Source organism: Actinophytocola sp. (assembly GCF_045807065.1).
GTDB lineage: Bacteria > Actinomycetota > Actinomycetes > Mycobacteriales > Pseudonocardiaceae > Actinophytocola.
This window is the reverse complement of the sequence record NZ_JBJMIE010000469.1, coordinates 1-23,097: the sequence shown is the minus strand read 5'-3', so window position 1 is coordinate 23,097 and position 23,097 is coordinate 1. Positions and strand designations below refer to the sequence as shown.

The following is a 23,097-nucleotide window of genomic DNA, read 5'->3' as shown; positions in this document are numbered from 1 at the left end:
GGCCTGGCCGAGGTGGCCGATGTTGGACTTCACCGACCCGATCGCACAGTACTGCTTGGGCAGGTTCGGGCCGCCCACGGTGCGGAACGCGTCGATCAGCCCGGTCAGCTCGATCGGGTCGCCAACCGGCGTCGCCGTGCCATGGGCCTCGACGTAGGAGATGGTGCGCGGATCCACGTGGGCGGCCCGCAGCGCCCGTTGGACGCATTCGCTCTGCCCGTCCACGCTGGGCGCGGTGAAGCCGGCTTTCCGGTTGCCGTCATTGTTGATCGCCGAGCCGAGGATGACCGAGTAGATGGTGTCCCCGTCGGCCAGCGCCCGGGACAGCGGCTTGAGGAGTACGGCGCCGACCCCGTTGCCGAAGTTCGTGCCGGTCGCGTGTTCGTCGAACGGCCGCGGCACGCCGTCCACCGCGAGAATGCCGCCCTCGAGGTAGAGATACCCGGCGTGGAACGGGAACTCGACGTCCACACCGCCGGCGATCGCCATGTCGCAGTCGCCCGCGCGGATCGCGGTGCACGCCACGTGTACCGCGACCAGCGAGGTCGAACACGCGGTCAGCACCGTCATACTCGGGCCCCGCAGGCCGAGTTTGTACGACACGAACGTCGACAGGTAGTCCGGCGAGCTGGAGATGTCCACCGCCAGGTACCCGACCGAGTCGATGATGTCCGGGCGCCGCTCGACGAAGTCGTAGCGGTACCGGTTGACGTTGGTGCCCGCGTACACGCCGATGTGTCCGGTGTAGACCGACGGGTCGTAGCCGCCGTGTCCCAGCACGGCATGCGCGGTCTCCAGGAACAGCCGGTACTGCGGGTCGCGCAGCTCCGCCTCGCGCGGGGTCATCCCGAACGCCTTGACGTCGAAGGCGTCCTCGTCGTGCAGGATCGGGCGTCGCGGCACGTACCGCGGGTGGTCGATCATCCCGCGTCGTTCACCGTAGGCGAGCATCTCGTCGGCAGGCAGGTCGGAGATCGACGCGCGACCACCGAGGATGTTGTCCCGGAACTCGTCGATGTCCTTGGCGCCAGGGAAACGCCCGGCAAGGCCGACGATGGCAATGGGGTCCGAACCGCCCATTCGACGAGCTCCTCCGCTGGAAACTTGCGGCGACGTGGTGGGCGGCCGCGACATCGTCGCGAGACGACCTCGCGTGTTCGACCGACCCGCGACTACGCGACCGATAGTGGACCGCCCACGACGGGCCAACACGTCCCACAATCCCGCGACAGATCCCCTGTCGGGACGGCCCCCTGCCGCGGATCGCGGTCGCGCGCAGTCCTGTTTTTCTGGGACGCGACCGACGAGCCGGCCAACGTGCAGGATCACCTCCGGGATGTGGCGGGCGGTGCGCCGGCGAGTGAGTAGGGAACCGGATGGCGAGGAGCGAACGTGTCGGATTCAGACCGCGAGCGGGACGAGTTGCTGGATCAGCTGGTGGAGATCTGGCGCGCGGAGCTGTTGCTCGGCGCCGCGACACCCGACGTCGACTTCGTCGAGGTGGACGGTTCGTCGTTGACAGCCGTGCGGATCATGAACCGGGTGCGGGAGACGCTGGGGGAGGACATCGAGACCGCGTTGATCTTCAACCACTCCACCCCTCGGGCGCTGGCCGCCGAGATCGTGTCCAGCCGGAACTGATGTCCCGGGAACCGGTGACGAGCAGGCCGTCTCTCGCGGCTGGTCATCGAGAGGACGCCGGGTGACCGTGCTCGACACGCCATCGGACTTCCCGCTCACGGGCAAGGAACAGGCACAGTGGATGTTGCACCACCTCGCTCCGGGGCGGGGCATCTGCAACGTCGGTTTCGCCTGGCGCGTGGACAAGATGCTGCGCTGGTGGCCGTTGCGACAGGCCTTCAACCACATCGTCGACCGGCATCCCGCGTTGCGTGCCACCGTGCGGGCGGCCGGATCCGCGCTGCGGAAGCACATCTCGCCGGTCGAGGACGTCGAGGTGCCGCTCGCCATGCACTCGTGCTCGGCAGAGGACCTGGAAGCGTTCGTGACCCGGCTCGTCGGTGAGCCGTTCGACATCGAGCGAGCGCCGCTGGTGCGGGTCCACCTGATCGCCGTCCCGGGCGGCAGCGCGGTGTGCAGCGTGATGCACCACCTCGTCAGCGATGCCGTCACGGTGCAGATCCTGGCACGTGAGCTGGTGTCGCTGTACGACTCGTATGCCAGCGGCGCCGAGCCCGCCGCCGAGCTGCGGGACGAGATCTCCCTGCACACCGGCGTTCCCGTCGCCACCGCGACCGTCGAGTACTGGAAGGAGCACCTCAAGGGTCTCGACAGCGGGTTGCCCGCCCTCGCGGGCGCCAAGCTCGCACCGCCGCGGCCGACGTTCGCGGGCGACCGCCTGGGCCACACGCTCGGCCCCCGCTGTGCCGCCGCGGTGGAGCGTCTTCGCGTGCGCACGAGGTCCACGACCAGCATCGTCCTGCTGGCCGCGTACTACCTGCTGCTGTCCCGGCATGGCGCCGGGAGGGAGCTGGTCGTGGGGGTGGTGACGAACGCGCGCCGAGGCGCGGTCGAGTCCGGCGCTGTCGGCTACCACGCCAACACCCTGCCCGTCCGCGTGCGCGTCGACGAGGACATGACGTTCGCCGAGCTGGTCTCCCTGACGCGCACGGCATTCCTCAACGGACTGCAGCACGGTGACGTGTCCTTCGAGGAGCTGCAGCGGGAGTTGCCACTCCGGTCGGCGGACTGGCGGGTACCGCTGTTCCGGCACTCCTTCAACTTCATGCCGCCCGCGATCCGGCAGATGACCATCGACGGTACCGTCGCCACGCCCATGGACGCGTTCCACGGCATGAGCAGGCTGGACCTCGAGCTGGGAGTGGTTCCCGAGGCCACCGGAATCGGTCTGATCGCGGTGTACAGCACCGAGGTGCACGACCGGGCGGACATCGCCATGCTGCTGGCGCGTTACGAGAATTTGCTGCTCGCGCTCGACCGGTCGGCGGAGGATCCACTGAGGACGGTCGACCTCGCGGTGGCGGCCGACCGCGAGCTGGTGCGGGTGGTCAACGACACGGCCCGCACGTGGGGGCCGGAGACTCTCCTCGACGTGATCACGGCCCAGGCTGCCCGAACGCCCGACCGGCCGGCCGTCGACGGGATGACCTACCGGCGGTTGCTGGCCAGGGCCGCCGGCGTGCGCGACGCGCTGGTCGCCGGCGGCGTCCGCGCGGGAGACGTGGTGGGCCTGTCCTGCCGGCGGGGTCCGGGGCTGGCCGCGGCCGTGCTCGGCGTGTGGTCCGCCGGTGCGGCCTACCTGCCGCTCGATCGGGCGCACCCGACCGAACGCGCCGCCTACGAACTCGACCACGCGGGTGTCCGGATGTTGATCGCCGACGGCGCCGTGTCCGCGGCGTGGGCGTCCGGTCGCCGGGTGGTCCGCCTGGCCGACGTCGGCGAAGGCCAGCCCACAATCCCCGCCGAGCCGAGCCACCTCGCGTACGTCACCTACACGTCCGGATCCACCGGCCGCCCCAAAGGCGACGACGTCACGCACGACAACCTGGTCAACGTCGTCCGGCACTTCGCGGAGCTGCTCGATGTCCGCAGCGGTGACCGGGTGTTGTGGATGACCACGTTCTCGTTCGACATCTCCCTGCTGGAACTGGTGGTCGCACTGGCCGGCGGCGCCGGTGTGGTCTCGGTCGCCGACGACGTGCGGCTGGACGGCGAGGCGGTGGCACGCCTGATCGAGGCCGAGGCGGTCACCGTCGTCCAGGCCACCCCGACCACCTGGCGCCAGCTCGTGCCGCATCTGCGTGACGGGCTGCGCGGCCGCCGGGTGTTGTGCGGGGGCGAACCGCTGACCGCCCCGCTGGCCGAGCAGTTGCTCGCGGCGGGGTGCCGGCTGTTCAACGTCTACGGCCCGACCGAGACCACCATCTGGTCCACCGTGGCCGAGCTGCGTTCGCCGGTGCCTGACCGGGTGCCGATCGGAACGCCGATCGCCAACACCGAGGTCTTCGTACTCGACCCGACCGGCCGCACCGTCCCCTGTGGACAGCCCGGCGAGCTGTGCATCGCCGGCGCCGGTGTCGCGGCCGGTTACCGGTCAGCTCCCGCACTGACCGCCGAGCGGTTCCCCACCGCCGACGGCGTGGGCCGCTACTACCGGACCGGTGACCAGGTCCGGCAACGTCCCGACGGGCAGTTGGAGTTCCTCGGCCGAGCTGACCGGCAGGTCAAGGTCCGGGGACACCGGATCGAGCTCGCCGAGGTCGAGTCCGTGCTGGAGGAACTGCCCGAACTGGTCGCCGCCGCGGTGTTCACCGAACCGGATCCGGCCGGCCACCTCCGGCTGGCGGCTGCGGTGCGGACCGCCGGCGGCGAGGTCGACCTGAACCGGCTGCGTGCCGACGCCGCACGCCGGCTGCCCGCGGCCGCGGTCCCGTCGCGGTTCGCCGTGCTGACCGAGTTCCCCCTGACCGGAAACGACAAGATCGACTACCGGGCGCTGGCCAAGCTGGTCGCCGCACCCGATGGCGAGGTGCCACCGCTGCCCGCGGAACCGCTGCCACGCATGCTCGTCGAGCTGTGGCGGCAGGTGCTGGACGATGACCGGCTGTCCGCCGACACCAACTTCTTCCTCGCGGGCGGCCATTCCCTGCTCGCCGTCGAGCTGGCCGACCGGATCACCGACCGGACCAGCATCCCGGTGAGCTTCGAGCTGATCTTCGAGGCGCCGTCGCCGGCACTGCTTGCCGAGCGCCTGGCCGGCGGGGAGGTCACGCGGTGAGCTGCGCCCGGGACTGGTTCGTACGGCTCGGCGACCCCGGCGGCGAGCCGGTCTTCGCATTCCCCCACGCGGGCGGCGGCTGCGCCCAGCTCGCCGAGCTGGCCAGGACCGCCGAGGTCGAGCTCTGGGCGGCGAACCTGCCGGGCCGCCAGGCGCGGCTGAGTGAACCCGCCTGGACCGACTACCCGAGCCTCGCCACCACACTGGCCACCGAGCTGGCCGACCGGCTCGACGGCGAACCGTACAGCGTTCTCGGGTACTGCGGCGGAGCCTTGCTGGCCTACGGCGTGCTCCGGCGGCTGCACGCCGGGACGGTGCCGCTGCCCCGGCGGTTCGTGGTCGTGTCCTACGAGGCACCGGACATCGCGCCGCGGCCGCGGCGCGTGGCCGACCTGCCGTCGGACAGCTTGTGGGACTACCTGACCGACATCGGGGGCGTGCCCGCCGGTCTCGCCGCCGACCCACGGCTGCGCAAGGTCGCCGAGCCGGCTGTCCGGGCGGACTTCACCGTGCTCGCCGGCTACCGCCACGAAGTCGCGCCGCCGCTGCCGCTGCCGATCACGGTCTGCTACGGCGAGCGGGACGGTGAGACCCGGCGGGGCGCGCTGCTCGGGTGGCGCAGGCACACGTCGTGTCCGCTGGAGCTGCACGGCGTCCCGGTCGGACACTGGCTGCTCGATGAGGCCTGTGGCGAGCTGGCCGCGATCCTCGGCGACAGGACCGGTCGATGAGCGATCTGGAGCCGAGCGTCCAGGCGCTGTGGGCGTTGCAACACCTGGTTCCCGGCAAGGGCGTGTCGAACAAGGCGGTACGGATCGAGCTGGACCACGCGGTGCGGTGGTGGCCGCTGCAGGAGGCGCTGAACTGGCTGGTCGACCGGCACTCGGCAGTGCGCTCGTCGTTCCCCGTCGTCGACGGCGCGCCGGTGCGGCGAGTGCTGGGTCCCGGGCAGGTGCGTGCGGTGATCGACATGCACCACAGCGGCGAGGACCACATCGTCGACGACCTCCGGCAGTTCGCCGCGCACCCGTTCGACCTGGCCGTGGCGCCGCTGATCCGGGTGGGTGTCTTCGCGACGGGACCGGCGAAGCACGTCGTCTGCGTGGTCGTGCACCACATCATCGTCGACGCGACCAGTGTGGACACCCTGGTCGCCGAGCTGACCGACGCGTACGGCTCGCTGTGTGAGACCAGCGCGCCACCCCCGCTTCCGCCCGCGCAGGCAGCACCGGTTCCGGAGCCCGACCCGGCCGCGCTCGACTACTGGCGTGCCCGGGTCGCCGGCTTCGACCCCGCGGGCATGCGGCTGGAAGAGGCACGCACGCCGGGCAACGGAGCGCCGTCGTTCAGTGGCGAGCTCCTGGAGACGTACCTGTCCCATCCCGCCGTGGCGGCACTGACCTCGCTGCGGGAACGGTGCCGGACCACCGAAGCGGCGGTGTTGCTGGCGGCGTACCTCACGACCCTGCGCGGGCACGGCGCGGCCGAGGACGCCCTGGTCGGTGTCATGACCGACACCCGGGCCGGCCGGGGCGGCGCGGCGGTCGGATTTCACGTGGTGACCATGCCGTTGCGGGTCCGGGTCGCCGGGGAGACGACGTTCGCCGAACTGGCCGCGGCGGTCGCCAGAGGCGTGGTCGACGGCCTCGACCACGGAGTCGTGTCGTTCGAGGTGCTCGCACAGGAGAACGACACGTTCGACCCGGACGACCCGCAGTGGTGGCGGCACCGCCTGGTGCGGCACCTGTTCAACTTCCGGCCGGGGCGGGCGGCGGAGCAGCCGCTGGGGCCGGGCTCGGCGCTCCGTGAGGTCGACACCGGGCTGAGCCGCTTCGACCTCGAGCTCAACGCCGAGTGGTTCGGCGCACGGGTCGTGCTGAAGCTGTTGTACTCCACCGAGTTGCACGACGGCGCGTTCGCGCGGCGCTTCCTCGACCGGCTGGACCTGGTGTTGCGCACCGCCGCCGCGCGACCGGACCTGCCACTGGCGGAGCTCGACCTGCGCACGGACCACGACCGGCGCGTGGTGACCGAGGCGAACGCGACCGCGGGCTCGTGGCCGCCGCCACACACCGTGCCCGGCATGGCCTTCGCCGCGGGCGAGCCGGATGCGGTCGCCGTGACGTGCGATGGCAGGCCGACCACCTATGCACAGTTGTGGGCGGCGGCTGCCGCGGTCCGTACCGCGGTCCGCGGGCACGGCGGGGGCGTGGTGGCTATCGCCGCGCCCCGTGGCGCCGGTGTCGTGGCGGCCGTGCTCGGCGTCTGGTCGGCGGGGGCGAGCTACCTGCCGATGGACCCGGACCATCCGGCCGCCCTGCTCGCCCACCAGCTCGACGACGCCGGATGCGACCTCGTCCTCGGCGGTGCGGACCTGCCGGAGAGCGTCCGAGCCGGCCGCGCCTGCCTGCCGGTACCGGATCCGTCCACCATGACCGGTGTGGTCGAGGCGCCGCCGGAGCCCGCACCGGACAGCGACGCGTACCTGATCTTCACGTCCGGTTCGACCGGGTTGCCGAAAGGTGTCCGGATCACCCACCGGAACCTGGCCAACGTCGTCCGGCACTTCGCCGCGGACCTGGCACTGGGGCCCTCGGCCGCGGTCGCCTGGCTGACCACGTTCGCGTTCGACATCTCGGCGTTGGAACTGTGCCTGCCGCTCGCTGTCGGCGGCCGGCTCGTGGTCGCCTCGGACGCCATGCGCGCCAGCCCCGGACCGCTGCTGGACCTGGTGGAGCGCGAGTCCGTGACGATGGTGCAGGCAACGCCGACGACGTGGCGGCTCCTGGCGCCGGTGGCCGCCGGACGGCTGCGCGACCGGGTCGTGTTGTGCGGAGGCGAACCGCTCACGGGCCCGCTCGCCGAGGCACTGCTCGCGACGGGTGCCCGCGTGTACAACGTCTACGGCCCGACCGAGACGACGATCTGGTCGACGTCCGCGGCGCTGAGCGATCCGGACGCCCCGATCACCGTGGGCAGGCCGATCGCCAACACGTTCGTCGACGTCCTCGACGAGCGCGGCCGGCCCCGCCCCATCGGCCTGGCCGGGGAGCTGTGCATCGGCGGGCACGGCGTCACCCCGGGATACCTGCACCGCCCTGAGCTGACGGCCGACCGGTTCCGGACCGGCGCGATGGGCCGGTACTACCGGACCGGCGACCGCGCCCGCTGGCTGCCCGACGGCACACTCGACCTGCTCGGCCGCGACGACCGACAGGTGAAGCTGCGGGCGCACCGGATCGAGCTCGGCGCCGTGGATGCCGTGGTGCAGGCTCATCCCGCCGTGTCGGCGGCCGCGGTGGTCCTGCACGGCGATCCCTCCGCGGACGGGATGCTGGTCGCGTTCGTCGAGGCGCAGCCACGGCCGGGACTCGACCGGGAGCTGTGGCACCACGCCGCACGGGTACTGCCCGGCTACAGCGTGCCGTCCCGGTTCGTGGTGCTCGACGCGTTACCGCACACGGGCAGTGGGAAGGTGGACCACAGGGCGCTGTCGAAGCTGGCCGAGTGCGTCGACGACGTCCCGCAACCCGCCGGTGCGCCGGCGGACGGGCTCGAAGCCGACCTGGTCGCACTCTGGCGACAGGTGTTGCGCCGCCCGTCGCTCGGCCGGGACGCGAACTTCTTCCTCAGCGGCGGCACCTCGCTGCTCGCGGTGCGGCTCGCCGAGCGTGCGGCCGTCCAGTGTGGAACGACCGTCACCATGGTCATGGTCTTCCGTGCGCCGACCCCGGCGGCCATGGCGGCGCTGGTGCGGGCGGAGCAGGCGCGATGAGCACCTCCATCGCGGACACGATCGACGAGGTGATCACCGAGTGCGCCGGCGCACCGGTGCCGGTCGATGCCGTCTTCTTCGAGGCCGGGCTGACCTCGTCGGTCATCGTGGCCGTGCACGAGCGGCTGCAGTCGGCACTCGGCACCCGGTTCCCCGTCGGCGTCTTCTTCGACCACCCGACCAGGCAAGCCCTTGCCGAACACCTCACGCGTGCCACCGCCGCCGGTCAGGTCGGGCCGGCCGCGGTGGTCCCGGAGGGCGAGTGGACCGCGCGGTCACGTCGCGACCTGCGAACACAGCTGCGGCGGCGGAAGGGATGAATGTGACGAACGCGGTGGAGCCGATCGCCGTGATCGGCCTGGCGTGCCGGTTGCCCGGCGCGCTGGACATCGAGGAGTTCTGGCGGAACCTCGTCACGGGCATCGAGTCGATCTCGGTACTCGACCCGGCGGACCTCGTCGCGGCAGGCGTGTCCGAGAAGGACATGGCGAACCCGGACTACGTGGCCGCCGCGCCGCTGATGCCGCTGGCCGATGAGTTCGACGCGGACCTGTTCGCCATGCGGCCCAACGAGGCCCTGCTGTGCGATCCCCAGATCCGGGTGTTCCTGGAGCTGTGCCACGCGGGGGTGGAGAACGCGGGCTACGACCCGTTCGCCCTGCCGGACAGCGTCGGGGTGTACGGCACCACGGGCGACAACGGGTACCTGCGGCAGAGCATGCGCAGGCGTCCGGATCTGGTCGAGGAGAACCTGCTCGTCTACACGCTGAACCTGCCGGACTACCTGTCCACACTGGTCTCCCACCGCCTCGACCTGCACGGGCCCAGCCTGACCGTGCTCAGCGCCTGCTCGAGCTCGCTCGTCGCCGTGCACCTGGCCGCGCAGGCGTTGCGCACCGGTGACTGCGACATGGCGCTGGCCGGCGGCTCGGTGCTGTCGATGCCGGTCGGGCACGGTTACGTGTGGACCCCGGGCAGTATCCACAGCGCGGACGGGCACTGCCGGCCGTTCGACGCGGCGGCGTCGGGCACGGTCTTCGGCAGCGGCGCGGGCCTGGTGGTGCTCAAGCGGCTCGACGACGCGATCGCCGCCGGGGACGACGTCAAAGCCGTGATCCTGGGCAGTGCCGTCAACAACGACGGCGGCGCGAAGGTGTCGTTCAGCGCTCCCAGCGTGTCCGGGCAGGCCGCGGTCGTGGCCGAGGCCATGGCGCTCGCCGGGACGCGGCCGGCGGCGATCGACTACGTCGAGGCGCACGCCACGAGCACCGAGCTGGGCGATCCGATCGAGGTACACGGGCTCGCGGAGGCATACCGGACCCTGTCGGATCAGCGGGCCGAACCCGGCCGCACCGCGATCGGCTCGGTCAAGTCGAACATCGGACACATGAACTCGGCGGCCGGCATCGCCGGTCTGATCAAGACCGTGCTGATGCTGGAACGCGAGACGATGGCGCCCACCATCAACGTCGAGACGCCGAACCCCCGCCTGGAGCTGGACCAGACCCCGTTCCAGCTGGTGACCGCGCTGCGGCCGTGGCCGCGCAACCCGGACGTGCCGCGGACGGCCGGTGTCAGCTCCCTGGGGGTCGGCGGCACGAACGTCCACGTGGTGGTCGGCGAGGGACCGGGGAGGCCGGACCGGGTGGTGGACGACCGGGCACGGATCCTGCCCTGGTCGGCCCGCGGGGACGACGCGGTGCGGGAGTACCGCGAGTCCCTGGTCACGTACTTCCGTGAACGGCCTGCGGAGCTGTTCGCCGATGCGGTCGCCACTCTGCAACACGGCCGTACGCCGCACCCGGTGCGCTCGGCCGTCGTGTGCGGGCCCGGCGACGTCGTCGCCGCGCTCACCGACTCGGCGCGGGTGGTCAGCGGCCGGGTGCGGCCGGACGGCACCACCGTCTTCGTCTTCCCCGGCCAGGGCGCGCACCTGCCGAGGATGGCCGCCGGCCTGTACGGCACGGTGCGGCCGTTCAGCATCGCGATGGACGAGTGCCTCGAGCTCTTCGAACGTGAGGGCATCCACCTGTACGACCGTTGGCTCGGCGCGGAACCGCTGTGGGAGACCGAGGTGGTCCAGCCGTTGCTGTTCGCCGTCGAGTACTCCCTGGCGGCCATGTGGACCGAGTGGGGCGTCGTTGCGGACGCGGTGCTGGGGCACAGCGTCGGGGAGCTGACCGCTGCCGCGGTGGCCGGGGTCTTCGACCTTGCGGACGCCGTGCGCCTGGTCGCCGCGCGCGCAACCGCGATGGCGGCGAACCCGGTGCCCGGAGGCATGCTCGCGGTACGCGCGGACGACCTCCCCGAGCTGGTGTCCGACGTCGTCGTCGCGGCACGCAACGGGTCGCGGCAGACGATCCTCTCCGGGCCGTCGGCCGCGCTGGACGAGCTGGCGGAGAAGTTGTCCTCGTCGGGCATCGGGTCGCGCCGCCTCGACGTCCCGCTGGCATTCCACCATCCACACTGGAGCACCGCGGCCCAGGAGTTCCGCAGGACCGTCGACACCGTGGCGGCCCGGGAACCACGGATCCCGTTGTACTCCGGCCTGACCGGCGAGCGGGTGAGTGCCGCGCGGGTCGCGGAACCGTCGTTCTGGTCCGATCAGCTGACCAACCCCGTGCTGTTCGGCAGCGCGCTGGGAGCGGTGCTCGAGCAGCCTGGTCGGCTGGTGCTCGAGGTCGGGCCGGGAAGGACGCTCACGGGACTGGTTCGACACCACCCGGCAGCGGATGCGGTGCCGACGGTGGCCACCTTGGCGGCCGGCCACGGAGCGGAAGCGGTGCTGGACGCCGCGGCCAGGCTCTGGGTCGCCGGCGTGCCGGTGGACTGGACCGCCCTCGGCCAGCACCCACCGGTGCGCAGGGTGTCGGTTCCCGGTTATCCCTACCAGCGCGAGCGGTACTGGATCGACTCCCTTCCCGGCGACCACCATCCCGTCGAGCCGGTGCGCGAGTCCGCGACCGAGACGGGCCCGTTCGCCACCGTGGAGTGGGTGCGCGGGGACCGGCCGGCCGACGCGCCGGCGCCCCCTGCCGGTCGCACCGCGCTGGTGATGCTTCCCCCGAGCGCCGAGCGGGCCCTGGACGCTGTGCTCGCCGTGGAAGGCGCCGGCTACCGGACGGTCCGGATACGTCCGGGCGACACCTACGCCGAAGGCGACGGTGAGTTCCAGGTGCGGCCGGGTCAGCCGGACGACGTGACCGCCGTGTGCGCACGCCTGGCCGAACGGGGCGTCGTGCCGGATGCCGTGGTCCACGCGATGACCTTCGATCGGGCCGTGCCGGAGAAGGACCTCGGGGAGCGGTTGGACGCCGCGTTCACCAGCCTCCTCGCCCTGGCCCGGCACGCCGTACGTGCGGGGCTGTCCCGGTTGCTGGTCCTGACGTCGGCATCGGTGGACGTGTCGGGAAGCGACGTGCTCGACCCGGCCAGGGCGACGGTCCACGGCCTCGTGCGCAGCCTGCGGTTCGAGGAGCCTGGCCTGCGGTGCGGGGTGATCGACGTCGGCGATCGGGTCGGCGTCGCCGACCTGACCGCCGAGCTCCGCGTCGACAACCCGCCGTACGCGGTCGCGCTGCGGGGTGGCGGCAGGCGGTGGCTGCCTGCGGAGGTTCCCCTGTCCGTGCCCGCGGCGGGGCGTGACCTGCTCCGTCACCGTGGGGTGTACCTGGTCACCGGCGGGTTCGGCGGACTGGGGACGGCGGTCGCCCGGCATCTGGCGAGCAGAGGGCTGCGGCCGCGTCTGGTCCTGCTGGGCCGGCGCGATCCGTTCGACACGGCGGTGGGCGACGAGTGGGGCGCGCGTGTCCGCGCGCAGGTGTCCGACATGCGGGCGCTGGGCGCGGAGGTGACCACGATCGCGTGCGACGTCACCGACGGCTCCGCACTGCGAGCGGCTCTCGCCCGGGTGCGGGACGAGGTCGGCCGGATCGACGGTGTGTTCCACCTCGCCGGGGTGCCCGGCGACCGGATGATCGCATTCCGGGACTCCGCCGACGCGGCCGCGGTGCTCGCCCCGAAGACACGGGGGACCGAGAACCTTCTGGCGGCCCTGGAGGAGCCACCTGACTTCACCGTGCTGTTCTCCAGCCGAGCGGCGGCCAGCGGGCTCATGGGCGGTGCTGACTACGCCGCCGGGAACTCGTTCCTGGACGCGGTCGCACAGGCCGCCCCCGCCGACGGTGGCAGGGTGCTGAGCATCGGGTGGCCGGTGTGGCTGGGTGCGGGCATGGTCGACCACGGCGGCCCTGACCTGGTGCGGCTCGCCGAGGTCGTCGCCGGGCTCGGCACCGGTTCGCCGCCTGCGGTCACCTGGGAGGGTGAGCTCGGTGCGGCGAGCCACTGGGCGCTGGACGAGCACCGGTCCGGGCGCATCCCGGTGTTTCCCGGCTCCGCGTTCGTCGACCTCGTGATCACGATCTTCACCGACGAGTTCGGCGTTGACGGTGGCCCGGTCGAGCTCCGCGACGTCGTGTTCCACACGGCGTTCGCCGACGAACGGGCGCGCATGGTTCGCGTCGCGTTCACCGCGGCGGAGACCGGGTACGAGTTCCGCGTCTCGTCCCAGGTGGACGGTTCATCGGTGGTGCACGTGACGGGACGCGTCGCCAACGCGTGCGACGCGGCGGCGCCGGTCGACATCTCGGCTGTGCGGGACCGTCTCACGGCGACGAGCAACGGCATCGTGCCCCCGTTGGACGTGCCGTTCACACTAGGTCCGCGCTGGTGGGGCGCCAGACGCGAATGGCGTGCCGGGACCGAACGGCTTGCCCTGCTCGAGCTCATGCCCGCCCTCGTGAGCGACCTGTCCGAACACCGGCTGCACCCGGCCCTGCTCGACCTGGGCACCGAGGCCGTCCTGCGCGACCCGGGCGAGGGAGAGCTCGCGGTGTGCGGGATCCGGCGGTTGGTGCGCTACGGCGACATACCCGCGACGCTCTACAGCCACGCCCGGCGCGACCAGTCCGGTGCGGCTGGCGTGTCCGGTGACGTCGACCTGGTCACCCCGGCCGGCGAGGTCGTCGTCGCCGTCGAGGGATTCACCATGGGCGCACCGGGGGTGACCTCCGAAGCCGGCACCCGGCAGGCACCGCGCGCCGAGGACTCCGGATTCGGCCTCGACCCGGAGGTGGGGGTCGGCCTGCTCATGCGTCTGCTCGGCAACGACGTCCCGGCCGCGGTGCTGGTCCGTCCACATCGGAACGGGAAACCCGAACCGCTCGACACCGCGCCGGTAGTGGCGCGGGCGGCGGAACCCGTGACCGCGCCGCGGCCTGCCGAGGCCGCGGCGGCCGAGGGCCTCCCCGTGGTCGAGCGCCTGCGAGAGCTGTGGACGGCCGCGCTCGGCTCGCCACCGGAAGGCGACCGGCAGGACTTCTTCCAGGCCGGCGGGGACTCGCTGGCCGCCGTCGAGCTGGTGGCCCGGATCAGGGCCGAGCTGGGCGTGCGCCTCACCGTCGGGCTGCTGTTGGACGCCGGCTCGTTCGGCGGCTTGGCCGAGATCGTCGAAAGAGGAACACCATGAGTACGCCCCGACGTGCCGCTGTGCCGACGACCGCCTTCCGTCCGGCGTCCACGTGAGAGGGCGGGCCTGGTGACCGGGCAGGGCGCGCGGACAGTGGCCAGCAGTCCCGCGCAGCGAGAGCGACGGCGTCAGCTCGACGAAGCGGGCCAGGTCGGCCTGCTGCGGCATTGCCTGACGGTGGGCGTGGAGCTCATCGGGACGGTGACGCTCGAGCCGCTCCAGCGCGCGGTGGACTGGGTTGCCGAGCGGCACCCGGCTCTGCGGTCGACGTTCCCGGTGGGCCAGGACCACCACGTGGTCCATGACGATCTGCGGATCCGGGTGGGCCGGCGGTTCATCACCGGTCCGGAGCCGGACCAGCGCTGGGAACAGGCCGTCGACTTCGCCTACCAGGACAGGATGAGGCCGTTCGACCTCGTCGCGGGCCCGCTGCTGCGGGCGAACCTGCTGAGTGTGGGACCCGAGCGGCACCTGCTGGTGCTGAGCTTCGACCAGATGGTGACCGATGCGCGGTCCGCTGTCGTCGTCGTGGACGAGATCGTCGAGTGCGCGCACCTCCTCGGGAGCGGCAAGCCGCTGGCTGTCCCTGGTTCGGACGGTTATCCCGACTTCCGGCGTGACTCGGTGGCATGGCTGACCGGCCCGGCGGGCACGGCGGCGGTTCGTGACCGCCGTGCGGCCCTGCGGGGTACGACGCACGCGTTGCCCTGGCGGAGGATGCCCGACGAGGGCGACGGGGACTCGTTGGCCCACACCACGATCTCCCTGCCGGACGATGTGAGCGACAAGCTGTTCGAGTCGGCGAAGGAGATTCGCGTGCTGCCGTTCGCCGCGGCCGTGGCCGCCTTCGCGCTCATGGCCGCGGGCGCGGGGGGTGTGGACCGGTACACGGTGACGTCGATGTTCGCGTGCAGGCTCACCCGGGCGGCCGACGACGTCGTCGGCTGGCTGGCCAACCGGGTCGCGGTCGTCATTCCACAGTGGACGGGAACGGTCGAGGACGTGGTCCGCGCGGCACACGGCGAGGTGATGGCCGCGTTGGACAAGCAGCGCGTGCCGCTGGAACAGCACGGGAACACCGGCCACAACCTGACGGCATCGTTGCTCTACCTGTCCGAGCAACTCAGCGGGGCCACACAGACCGACATGCGGATGGGCCGTGCTGCCGCGCGTCGCCTGGCGGTGTCGTTCTGCCCCACAGGCGCCGACGTCGACCTCTTCCTGGCCGAGGGCGTGCGGCAGCTCACCGGTGAACAGCCGAGGCTGGCGGTCGGCGGCGTCAGCGTCCGGTCCCGGGTGGGACATGCGCAGTTGCGCGACCTGGTCACGAGCTGCGCCGGGGCGCTCGAGGTGGTCGCGTCCGTGCCATGGCGGACGTGCACGGCGGCGGACGCACTGGCGCGCGTGCGTGACCATGTGCCAGCGGTAAGGGCGAGTTGACATGCGCGTCGATGAGTTGTTCGCCGAGCGGGCCCGCGCACGTCCCGAGGCCATGGCCGTGGTGGACGGTGCGGTGGCTCTCACCTACGGCCGGCTGGAACGAGCGCGGGACGACGTGGTCGTCCTGCTGGCCGAGGCGGGCGTGCCGAGGGGCGCGGTTGTCGGGCTGCGCCTGCGCCGTGGACATCGGGTGATCGCGGCGGTCCTCGGAGTCTGGCGGCACGGATGTGCCTACGTCCCGATCGACGTGACCCATCCGCAGGCGCGGCAGTCGGCGATCATGGCCGACGTAGGGATGGGATACCTGTTGGAGGAGAACGAGTCCGGACTCACCGTGCGGGTACTGCCGCCCCCGCCGGCCGGCGTTCGGGTACTGCCGCCGGAGACGGCCTACGTGCTGTACACATCCGGTTCCACCGGCGTCCCCAAGGGGGTCGTGGTACGGCACGAGAACCTGGTGTCGCTGTTCGCCGCCACCAGGTCGGTCTTCGACTTCGGCCCCGAGGACGTGTGGTCGCAGTTCCACTCGCACACCTTCGACTTCAGCGTGTGGGAGACCTGGGGACCGTTGCTCAGCGGCGGCACGTGCGTGGTGGTCCCCGCCGACGTGGTGGCGGACATGCGCCGTCTCGGGGATTTCCTGGCGGCCGCCGGGGTGACCGTGCTCGACCTGGTGCCCAGCGTGTTCAGGCGGCTGGTGGACGTACTCGACGCCGACCGGATCCGGTTTCCCGAACTGCGGTATCTGATCCTGGGCGGGGAAGCGGTGTCATACGACCCCGTCGACCGCTGGCTGCGTGGCGGGTCCGCGCCCAAGGCCTTGCTGTACAACATGTACGGCATCACCGAAACGACCGTGCACACCACGGTCAAGCTGCTCGACCGGGACGAATGTGACCGGTCCGGTCCCCAGCTGTCGATCGGCAGGCCCTTGCCGAACGCGTCGATAGCGCTGGTGGCGGATGGGCACCTGGTGCCGCCCGGCACACCGGGGGAGATGCTCGTCGCCGGAGACGGCGTCGCGGCGGGCTATCTGGACCGGCCGGACCTGACCCGGGACCGCTTCGTCCTCGCTGACTACGACGGTTCGGTCAGGACGTGGTACCGCAGCGGGGACTACGCGTTCCGTCGCCCCGACGGGGAGCTGGTCTACGCCGGGCGGCGGGACGACCAGGTCAAGATCAGGGGAATCCGCATCGAGCTGGCCGAGGTGGAGCGCAGGCTGGCCGAGCACGACGGCATCGGCGAGGCACATGTCGTCCCGGTGGACACCCCGGACGGAACGGAGCTGGTCGCCGTGCTGACCCCGGTCGCGGAGCGTCCGGCGGACAGCGCTCTGCGTGCCTGGGTCCGGGAACGGCTGCCGCAGGTGTTCGTTCCCCGGCTGTTCCGTTGGCTGGACTCCCTTCCGCTGAGCCGGAACGGAAAGGTGGACCGCAAGGAGCTGCGCGCCCTCGGCGCGCGGTGGTGGCGCGAGGCGCGGACAGCGGACGACCGGGCGCCGGCGGACGAGGTCGAGGCGGCGTGGTACGAGCTGTTCCCCGCTGGCACGGACGAGGTCGACACAGCGGGATTCCTGAACCTCGGCGGGAACTCGCTGACAGCCGCACGCCTGGTCACGCGCCTGCGGGAGGCTCGTGGTGTCGAGGTCCCGTTGTCGGCACTGCTGAAGGACAACGCGGACCTGAGCGGGCTGCGCGCGGTCGTCGCTGCCGCGGCACCCGCACCACGGCCCTCCCCGGTCACCTCGGATCTGACCAGGTCTCCGCTGTCGCCGGATCAGCGGCGCCTGTGGCTGATCGACCGGACCAGTCCTGAGCCGTCCGCGTACAACGTCGTCGGCGCGTGGGTGTTGCGCGGAGAGCTCGACCTGGGCCGGCTCCGGTCCGCCTTGGCGACGGTGGTCAGCCGCAGGGATGCGTTGCGGGCCCGGCTGGTGGACGACGACGTGGACAACCCGTGGTGGTGTTACGACTCCACCGACCCGCCGGAGCTCGACGTGGTGCGTGTCGGACAGGACCTCACCCGGGACGAGATCGCCCGGTGCGCCCGTGAGCTCGCCGCCAGGCCGATCCCACTTCGACGGCCGCCCCTGCTCAAGGCAGCCTTGCTCGTCGCGGCGGATCCGGCCGCGGCCGGTCTGGTGCTCTCCCTGCACCACATCGTGTCCGACCTGGTCTCACTGGACCTGGTGTGCCGGGACCTCGTCCACGCCTATGCCGGCGCGCCGGCCGCTCCGGCGCCCTCCTTCGCCAGGCACATCCACGAGGTGGTCGCCGAGACAGGCGGTCCATCGTGGACCGCGGACCTGCGGTACTGGCAGGAGATGCTGGCCGACGCGCCGACGGAGACCCGGCTTCCCTTCCGCAGGCCGCGGTCGGGGGTGGCGAGCACGCTCGGTCATACCCGGTCGGCCGATATGGGTGCCGACCTCACCCGGCAGATCGACGATCTGCTCAAACACCAGGCCGCCACGCCGGCGATGTTCTTCCTCGCGGTGCTCGCGGTGGTGCTGTCCGCCTGGTCCGCCCAGCCGACCGTGGTCCTGGGTACGCCCGCCAGCAGGCGAACGTCCACGACGACGGCCGAGACAGTCGGTTTCCTGCTGCGTACCCTGCCGATCCGCGTGGACGTCGGCGAGTGCGCGGACTTCGCGACGCTGCTCGCGCACGTCCGTGGCCGGTGCGCGGAGGCGTTCGACCACGGCCTGCCGTCGTTCGACGCCATTGTGGACGCGTTGGCGGTGCCGACGGCCCTGGCCCAGAACCCGGTGTTCAACGTGTGGGTCAACGACGTGTCCGACGGCGGTCCACCGGTCGCCGGACTCGATGCGCGACGGGTACCGCTCCCGGTCACCACGGCCCTGTTCGAACTGAACCTGTACCTGCACCGGGAGTCCGACGGCTACCGGCTCGAACTGGTCAACGCGGTCGATCGAGTGCCGGACCACGTGGCCGACGAGGTGCTCGCCCAGTGTCTGCGCACGGTGCGGCAGGTGCTCGAACGGCCGGACATCCCGGTCACGCGGATCTCCCTGGTGACGCCGAGCGCCCAGGTGACCGAGGTGCCGGAGCTCGAGCCGTGCCCGGGGCTCGTCGAACAGATCACCGAGGTGGCGCGCGGCAATCCGGACGCGACGGCCATCGAGGCGGGGGAGTGGCGCCTCGGCTACGGATCGCTGGCCGACCGGATCGAGAGCCTGGCGAAGACCTTCGACGCGGCGGGCATCGGGTCCGGTGATGTCGTCGAGGTCCGGGCCGCCCGCGCTCCACAGTTGGCGCCGGTGCTCCTGGCGTTGTGGCGGATCGACGCGGTCGCCGCGATCGTGGACGCCACCCTGCCCGATCTCCGCGTCACGGCGGTCAGCGAGCTGACCGCCGCCCGCTGGGTGGTGCGGCTCGCACCGGACCCGGACGAGAGCCCCGACGTCACCGCGGTCCGGGATGCCGGGCGCCGGCTGCCGGGAGCGAGTCACGTGCTGTTCACCTCCGGCACGAGCGGTGCACCGGCCGCGGTCGTCGTTCCCGGGTCCGCGCTGGCGGCCACCGTGAACGCCGGTCTTCGCGCGCTGCCGGTTCCTGGCGACGATCGGGTCGCACTGCTGTCCGGACTCGGACACGACCCGGTACTGCGCGACATCCTCGTCCCGCTGCTCACCGGCGGTGTCCTCGTGGTGCCACCCACCGGTGTCCTCACCGACCCCGTCGCCTTGGCACGGTTCCTGAGCGAGCAGCGGATCACCCTGCTGCACGCCACCCCTGCCCTGCTCGAGCTCGTCGTGACGGCGGCCGAACAACACGGGACGAGCCTCGCGACGTTGCGGCTCGTGGTCAGCGGAGGTGGTCCGCTCCCCGCGGGACTCGTCGCCCGCGCGCGCCGGGTCACCACCGCGACCATCGTCAACGGGTACGGCACGACCGAGACACCGCAGATGGCGACGTGGTCGGTCGTACCGGATGGTCCCCTCCAGCACCAGGTGGTGCCGATCAGCGCGACCACGGGCACCGCTGCGCTGGTCGTCGTCGCCGCTGACGGCGCTCCGGCGGGTGTCGGTCAGCGTGGCGAGGTGGTGGTCCGCAGCCGGTACCTGGCCACCGGATACCTGGACGGCGAGCGGGACGGCGGGTTCGTACCCGACCCCCTCGGCGAACACGGTGTCCGCGCGTTCCGCACGTCGGACCTGGGCAGGCTCGACCCGTTCGGCGGGATCCACCTGGACGGCCGGCTCGACCGGCAGGTGCAGGTCAACGGGTTCCGGGTGGAGCTGGCGGACATCGAGGCATGCGCGTTGCGGTGCCCGGGAGTCCGCCAGGCGGTGGCAGGCGTCGTCGCCACACCGATCGGGGACGTGCTGGCACTGCAGGTCGTCGGCGACGGCGGCCCGGCTCCGGACCGGATACGCGAGCAGCTGCGCAGGCTCCTGCCGGGGTACGCCATGCCTGCGCGCATCCACGTGCTGGCCGAGCTGCGGTCGAACGCCAACCACAAGGTCGAGTTCGGACCGGTCGATCACCGTCCTGCCGGCGCGGGTGCGGTCCCGGACACCAGCGGGAAGCTGCGCATGGTTCTCCAGGTGCTCGCGGCCGTCCTCGGCCGTCCGGTGCGAGCGGAGGAGAACTTCTTCGAGGCCGGGCTGAACTCGATCGGCCTGCTTCGCCTGCAGAGCCGGCTGCAGCAGGTCCTGGGGGTGCAGCTGCAGGCGGTTGCCCTGTTCGCACATCCCAGCGCGCGTGCGTTGGTCGCGTATCTGGCGACGGGAGAGGAGCGGAGCACCCGGCGCGGCGGTGCTCGGCTGTCCACCGCGAGAACGCGCCGCATGCGGGAGGTCCGCCGCGAGCTCCGGGAGAAGCTGCGCGACATCACCGATGAGATCGAGGTCAACTAGTGGAGAACGCGATGGACACGCAAGACTCGATCGCTGTCGTGGGGTTGGCGGCGAACATGCCCAAGGCCCCGAACGTCGAGGCGTTCTGGCAGAACCTCCGTGACGGCGTCGAGTGCATGACCGACCTGTCCTATGAGGACGCACGCGCCCGTGGCGAGACCGTGGACCGGTTGCGGCATCCGAACTACGTGTTCCGTCGGCCGCTGCTGCTGGACATGGAGCACTTCGACGCCGACCTGTTCGGCATGTCCCCCAGAGAAGCCGAGCTGCGGGATCCGCAGCACCGGATCTTCCTCGAGGTGTGCTTCTCCGCGCTGGAACACGCCGGTTACGACCCGGCCCGTTACCCCGGCTCGATCGGGCTGTACGCGGGGATCAACGCCAACCGCTACGTGGACCTGCACCTGCGGCAGGACAGGGAGCTGGTGGAGACCGTCGGTGAGCTGGCCCTGGAGACGACCAACCACCCCGACTACGTCACCACGTTCACGGCCTACAAACTCGGCCTCCGCGGCCCGGCGATGACGATCGCCACCGCGTGCTCGAGCTCCCTGGTGTCGCTGCACCAGGCATGCCAGGCACTGCGGCTCGGCGAGTGCGACATGGCGCTGGCAGGCGGCGTCGAGGTCGAATGGCCGTACGGCATCGGTTATGTCCACAACGCGGGCGGGATCTACTCCGCGGACGGGTACTGCCGCCCGTTCGACGCCAACGCCGACGGGACCGTGTTCGGCAGCGGCGCCGGCGCTGTCCTGCTCAAGCGGACGTCCGACGCGATCGTGGACGGCGACACCGTCTACGCGGTGATCCGCGGCTCGGCCGTCAACAACGACGGCGCCGACAAGGTCGGGTTCAGCGCGCCGAGCGTCACCGGGCAGACCGCGTGCGTCGCGGAGGCGCTGGCCGCAGCGGACGTGGCTCCCGCGTCGGTCTCGTACGTCGAGGCGCACGGCACCGCCACCCGGCTCGGCGACCCCATCGAGGTCGCGGCACTGACCAAGGCGTACCGCGCGGTCGCCGGGGACCTGCCGACCGGGTACTGCGGGATCGGCTCGGTCAAGTCGAACGTCGGGCACCTGGGTCCCGCGTCGGGTGTCGCCGGGTTCATCAAGACCGTCCTGGCCCTGTGGCACGAGACACTCCCGCCGAACATCAACTTCACCGAGCCCAACCCGCGGTTGAAACTGGACCGCACACCGTTCACCGTGGTCACCGAGGCCCGGCCGTGGCGGCGCGACGGCAGTCCCCGCCGTGCCGGCGTCAGCTCCTTCGGCATCGGCGGGACCAACGCGCACGTCGTGGTGGAGGAGGCGCCTGTCGTCCCGGCCCGGGAGGCGGTAGAGGGACGGCCGGAGCTGCTGGTGCTGTCCGCACGGACGACCGAGGCGCTGGCCCGCGTGCGTGAGGACGTAGCCCAGCACCTGGCCTGGACCGATGTGGAGCTGGCGGACCTCGGGCACACGCTGCGAGTCGGCAGGCGCGGCATGCGGGTTCGAGAGGCGATCGTCGCGGATACGTCGGCGGGCGCGGCGAGCATGCTCGGCGGGCCGCGTGAGTCCGCCGGGTTGAGCGCGGACCGGATCGTCTTCGCCTTCCCCGGGCAGGCCAGCCAACGAGCGGGCATGGCGAGCGGCCTGCGCCGGTACTGCGACCGGTTCCGGCAGACCTTCGACGAGTGCCTGTCGGCGTTCTCCGATCTGATGAACCGGGACTTCCTGAGCTTGTGGGAGTCCGGCGATCCGGTCGTGCTCACCGACACCGACGTCGCACAGCCGTTGCTGTTCGGCGTCGAGTACGCGTTGAGCGACTTCCTGAGGTCACTGGGACTGCCGGTCGGCGCCGTGATCGGCCACAGTCTCGGGGAGCTGGTCGCCGGCACGGTCGCAGGCGTCTTCCGGTCCGAGGACGCGATGCGCGCGGTCGCCGAACGTGCCCGGCTCATGGCCGGGATGCCCCGCGGCGCGATGGCCGCCGTCGCGATCGCACAGTCCGATGTGCGTCCGTACCTCGGCTCGGAGCTGAGCCTCGCCGCGGTGAACGGTCCACAGGAGGTGGTGCTGTCCGGGCCGTCGGCGGCGGTCAGGGAAGCCGTCGAACGCCTGTCCGCGGACGGGTTCACCACCAGGGAACTGTCCACGTCACACGCGTACCACTCGACGATGATGGCGCAGGCGGCAGCGGAGTTCCGGGAAGTGCTCACCGGGATGCGGCTGTCGGTGCCCGCGCTGCCGTTCGTGTCCTGTGCGAGTGGACAGCTGGTGGGCGCCGAAGCGGCCACGCCGGCGTTCTGGGCGGACCAGCTCACCAGCCCCGTCCACTTCGCCGAGGCGGCTCAGGAGGTGCTCGGGTCCGCGAGCGGCACCCTGGTGCTCGAGGTCGGGCCGGGTGTCGCGCTGACCAACCTGCTGCGGGGGACGGCGGCGAGCCGACGTGGCCGCGCCACCGTCCGCCCGGTTCTGGGCAAGGCGACCGACGCCGACGCCGAGTACGTCACGTGCCTGGAGCTGCTCGGCGAGCTGTGGCAGGGCGGCATGGACCTCGATCTCGAGTGTCTCAGCCTCCCGTCGGCCAGGAGGGTTGCGCTGCCTGGCACCCCCTTCCAACGCCGGCGCTACTTCATCGACCGGCCGCCGGCCACCGACGATGTGGCACCCGTTGACACCGCGGCGCAAGCCGCTCCCGACCCTCGACCCGAACCCGTGGCCGTCCCG

General features: G+C 71.8%; 10 protein-coding genes. 9 read left to right on the top strand and 1 reads right to left on the bottom strand.

Translation table 11 applies throughout. The features are described 5' to 3' along the window. The coding region (locus tag ACJ73U_RS27415) for a beta-ketoacyl synthase N-terminal-like domain-containing protein (RefSeq protein WP_407780603.1) at nucleotides 1–1,080 on the bottom strand (1,080 nt) is incomplete at its 3' end. A gap of 312 nt (nucleotides 1,081–1,392) precedes the next feature. On the opposite strand from ACJ73U_RS27415, the gene ACJ73U_RS27410 reads away from it, so the two are divergent. The 9 genes from ACJ73U_RS27410 to ACJ73U_RS27370 all read left to right on the top strand — a co-directional run. Beyond that, nucleotides 1,393–1,641, top strand: coding sequence for an acyl carrier protein (locus tag ACJ73U_RS27410; protein WP_407780602.1), 249 nt, complete (start codon nucleotides 1,393–1,395; stop codon nucleotides 1,639–1,641). Between the two features lie 61 nt (nucleotides 1,642–1,702). Next, nucleotides 1,703–4,759, top strand: coding sequence for a non-ribosomal peptide synthetase (locus ACJ73U_RS27405; protein ID WP_407780601.1), 3,057 nt, complete (start codon nucleotides 1,703–1,705; stop codon nucleotides 4,757–4,759). Further along, nucleotides 4,756–5,490, top strand: a complete 735-nt coding sequence (locus ACJ73U_RS27400; RefSeq protein WP_407780600.1) for a thioesterase II family protein — start codon at nucleotides 4,756–4,758, stop codon at nucleotides 5,488–5,490. The genes ACJ73U_RS27405 and ACJ73U_RS27400 overlap by 4 nt, the downstream gene beginning before the upstream one ends. Continuing rightward, nucleotides 5,487–8,534: a non-ribosomal peptide synthetase gene (locus tag ACJ73U_RS27395; protein WP_407780599.1), complete on the top strand. Its 3,048-nt coding sequence runs from the start codon at nucleotides 5,487–5,489 to the stop codon at nucleotides 8,532–8,534. Before ACJ73U_RS27400 ends, ACJ73U_RS27395 begins: the two co-directional genes overlap by 4 nt. After that, nucleotides 8,531–8,854: an acyl carrier protein gene (locus tag ACJ73U_RS27390; RefSeq protein WP_407780598.1), complete on the top strand. Its 324-nt coding sequence runs from the start codon at nucleotides 8,531–8,533 to the stop codon at nucleotides 8,852–8,854. Before ACJ73U_RS27395 ends, ACJ73U_RS27390 begins: the two co-directional genes overlap by 4 nt. A 2-nt stretch (nucleotides 8,855–8,856) precedes the next feature. After that, the gene (locus ACJ73U_RS27385; RefSeq protein ID WP_407780597.1) at nucleotides 8,857–14,061 is read left to right on the top strand and encodes an SDR family NAD(P)-dependent oxidoreductase; all 5,205 of its coding nucleotides are present in this window, start codon (nucleotides 8,857–8,859) and stop codon (nucleotides 14,059–14,061) included. 69 nt (nucleotides 14,062–14,130) lie between these two features. Next, complete coding sequence (locus ACJ73U_RS27380) at nucleotides 14,131–15,501, top strand: condensation domain-containing protein (RefSeq protein ID WP_407780596.1); 1,371 nt, start codon at nucleotides 14,131–14,133, stop codon at nucleotides 15,499–15,501. 1 nt (nucleotide 15,502) lies between these two features. Beyond that, nucleotides 15,503–20,386: an amino acid adenylation domain-containing protein gene (locus ACJ73U_RS27375; RefSeq protein WP_407780595.1), complete on the top strand. Its 4,884-nt coding sequence runs from the start codon at nucleotides 15,503–15,505 to the stop codon at nucleotides 20,384–20,386. Between the two features lie 11 nt (nucleotides 20,387–20,397). Continuing rightward, nucleotides 20,398–23,097, top strand: a 2,700-nt coding sequence (locus ACJ73U_RS27370) for a type I polyketide synthase (RefSeq protein WP_407780594.1), incomplete at its 3' end; no start/stop codon positions are given.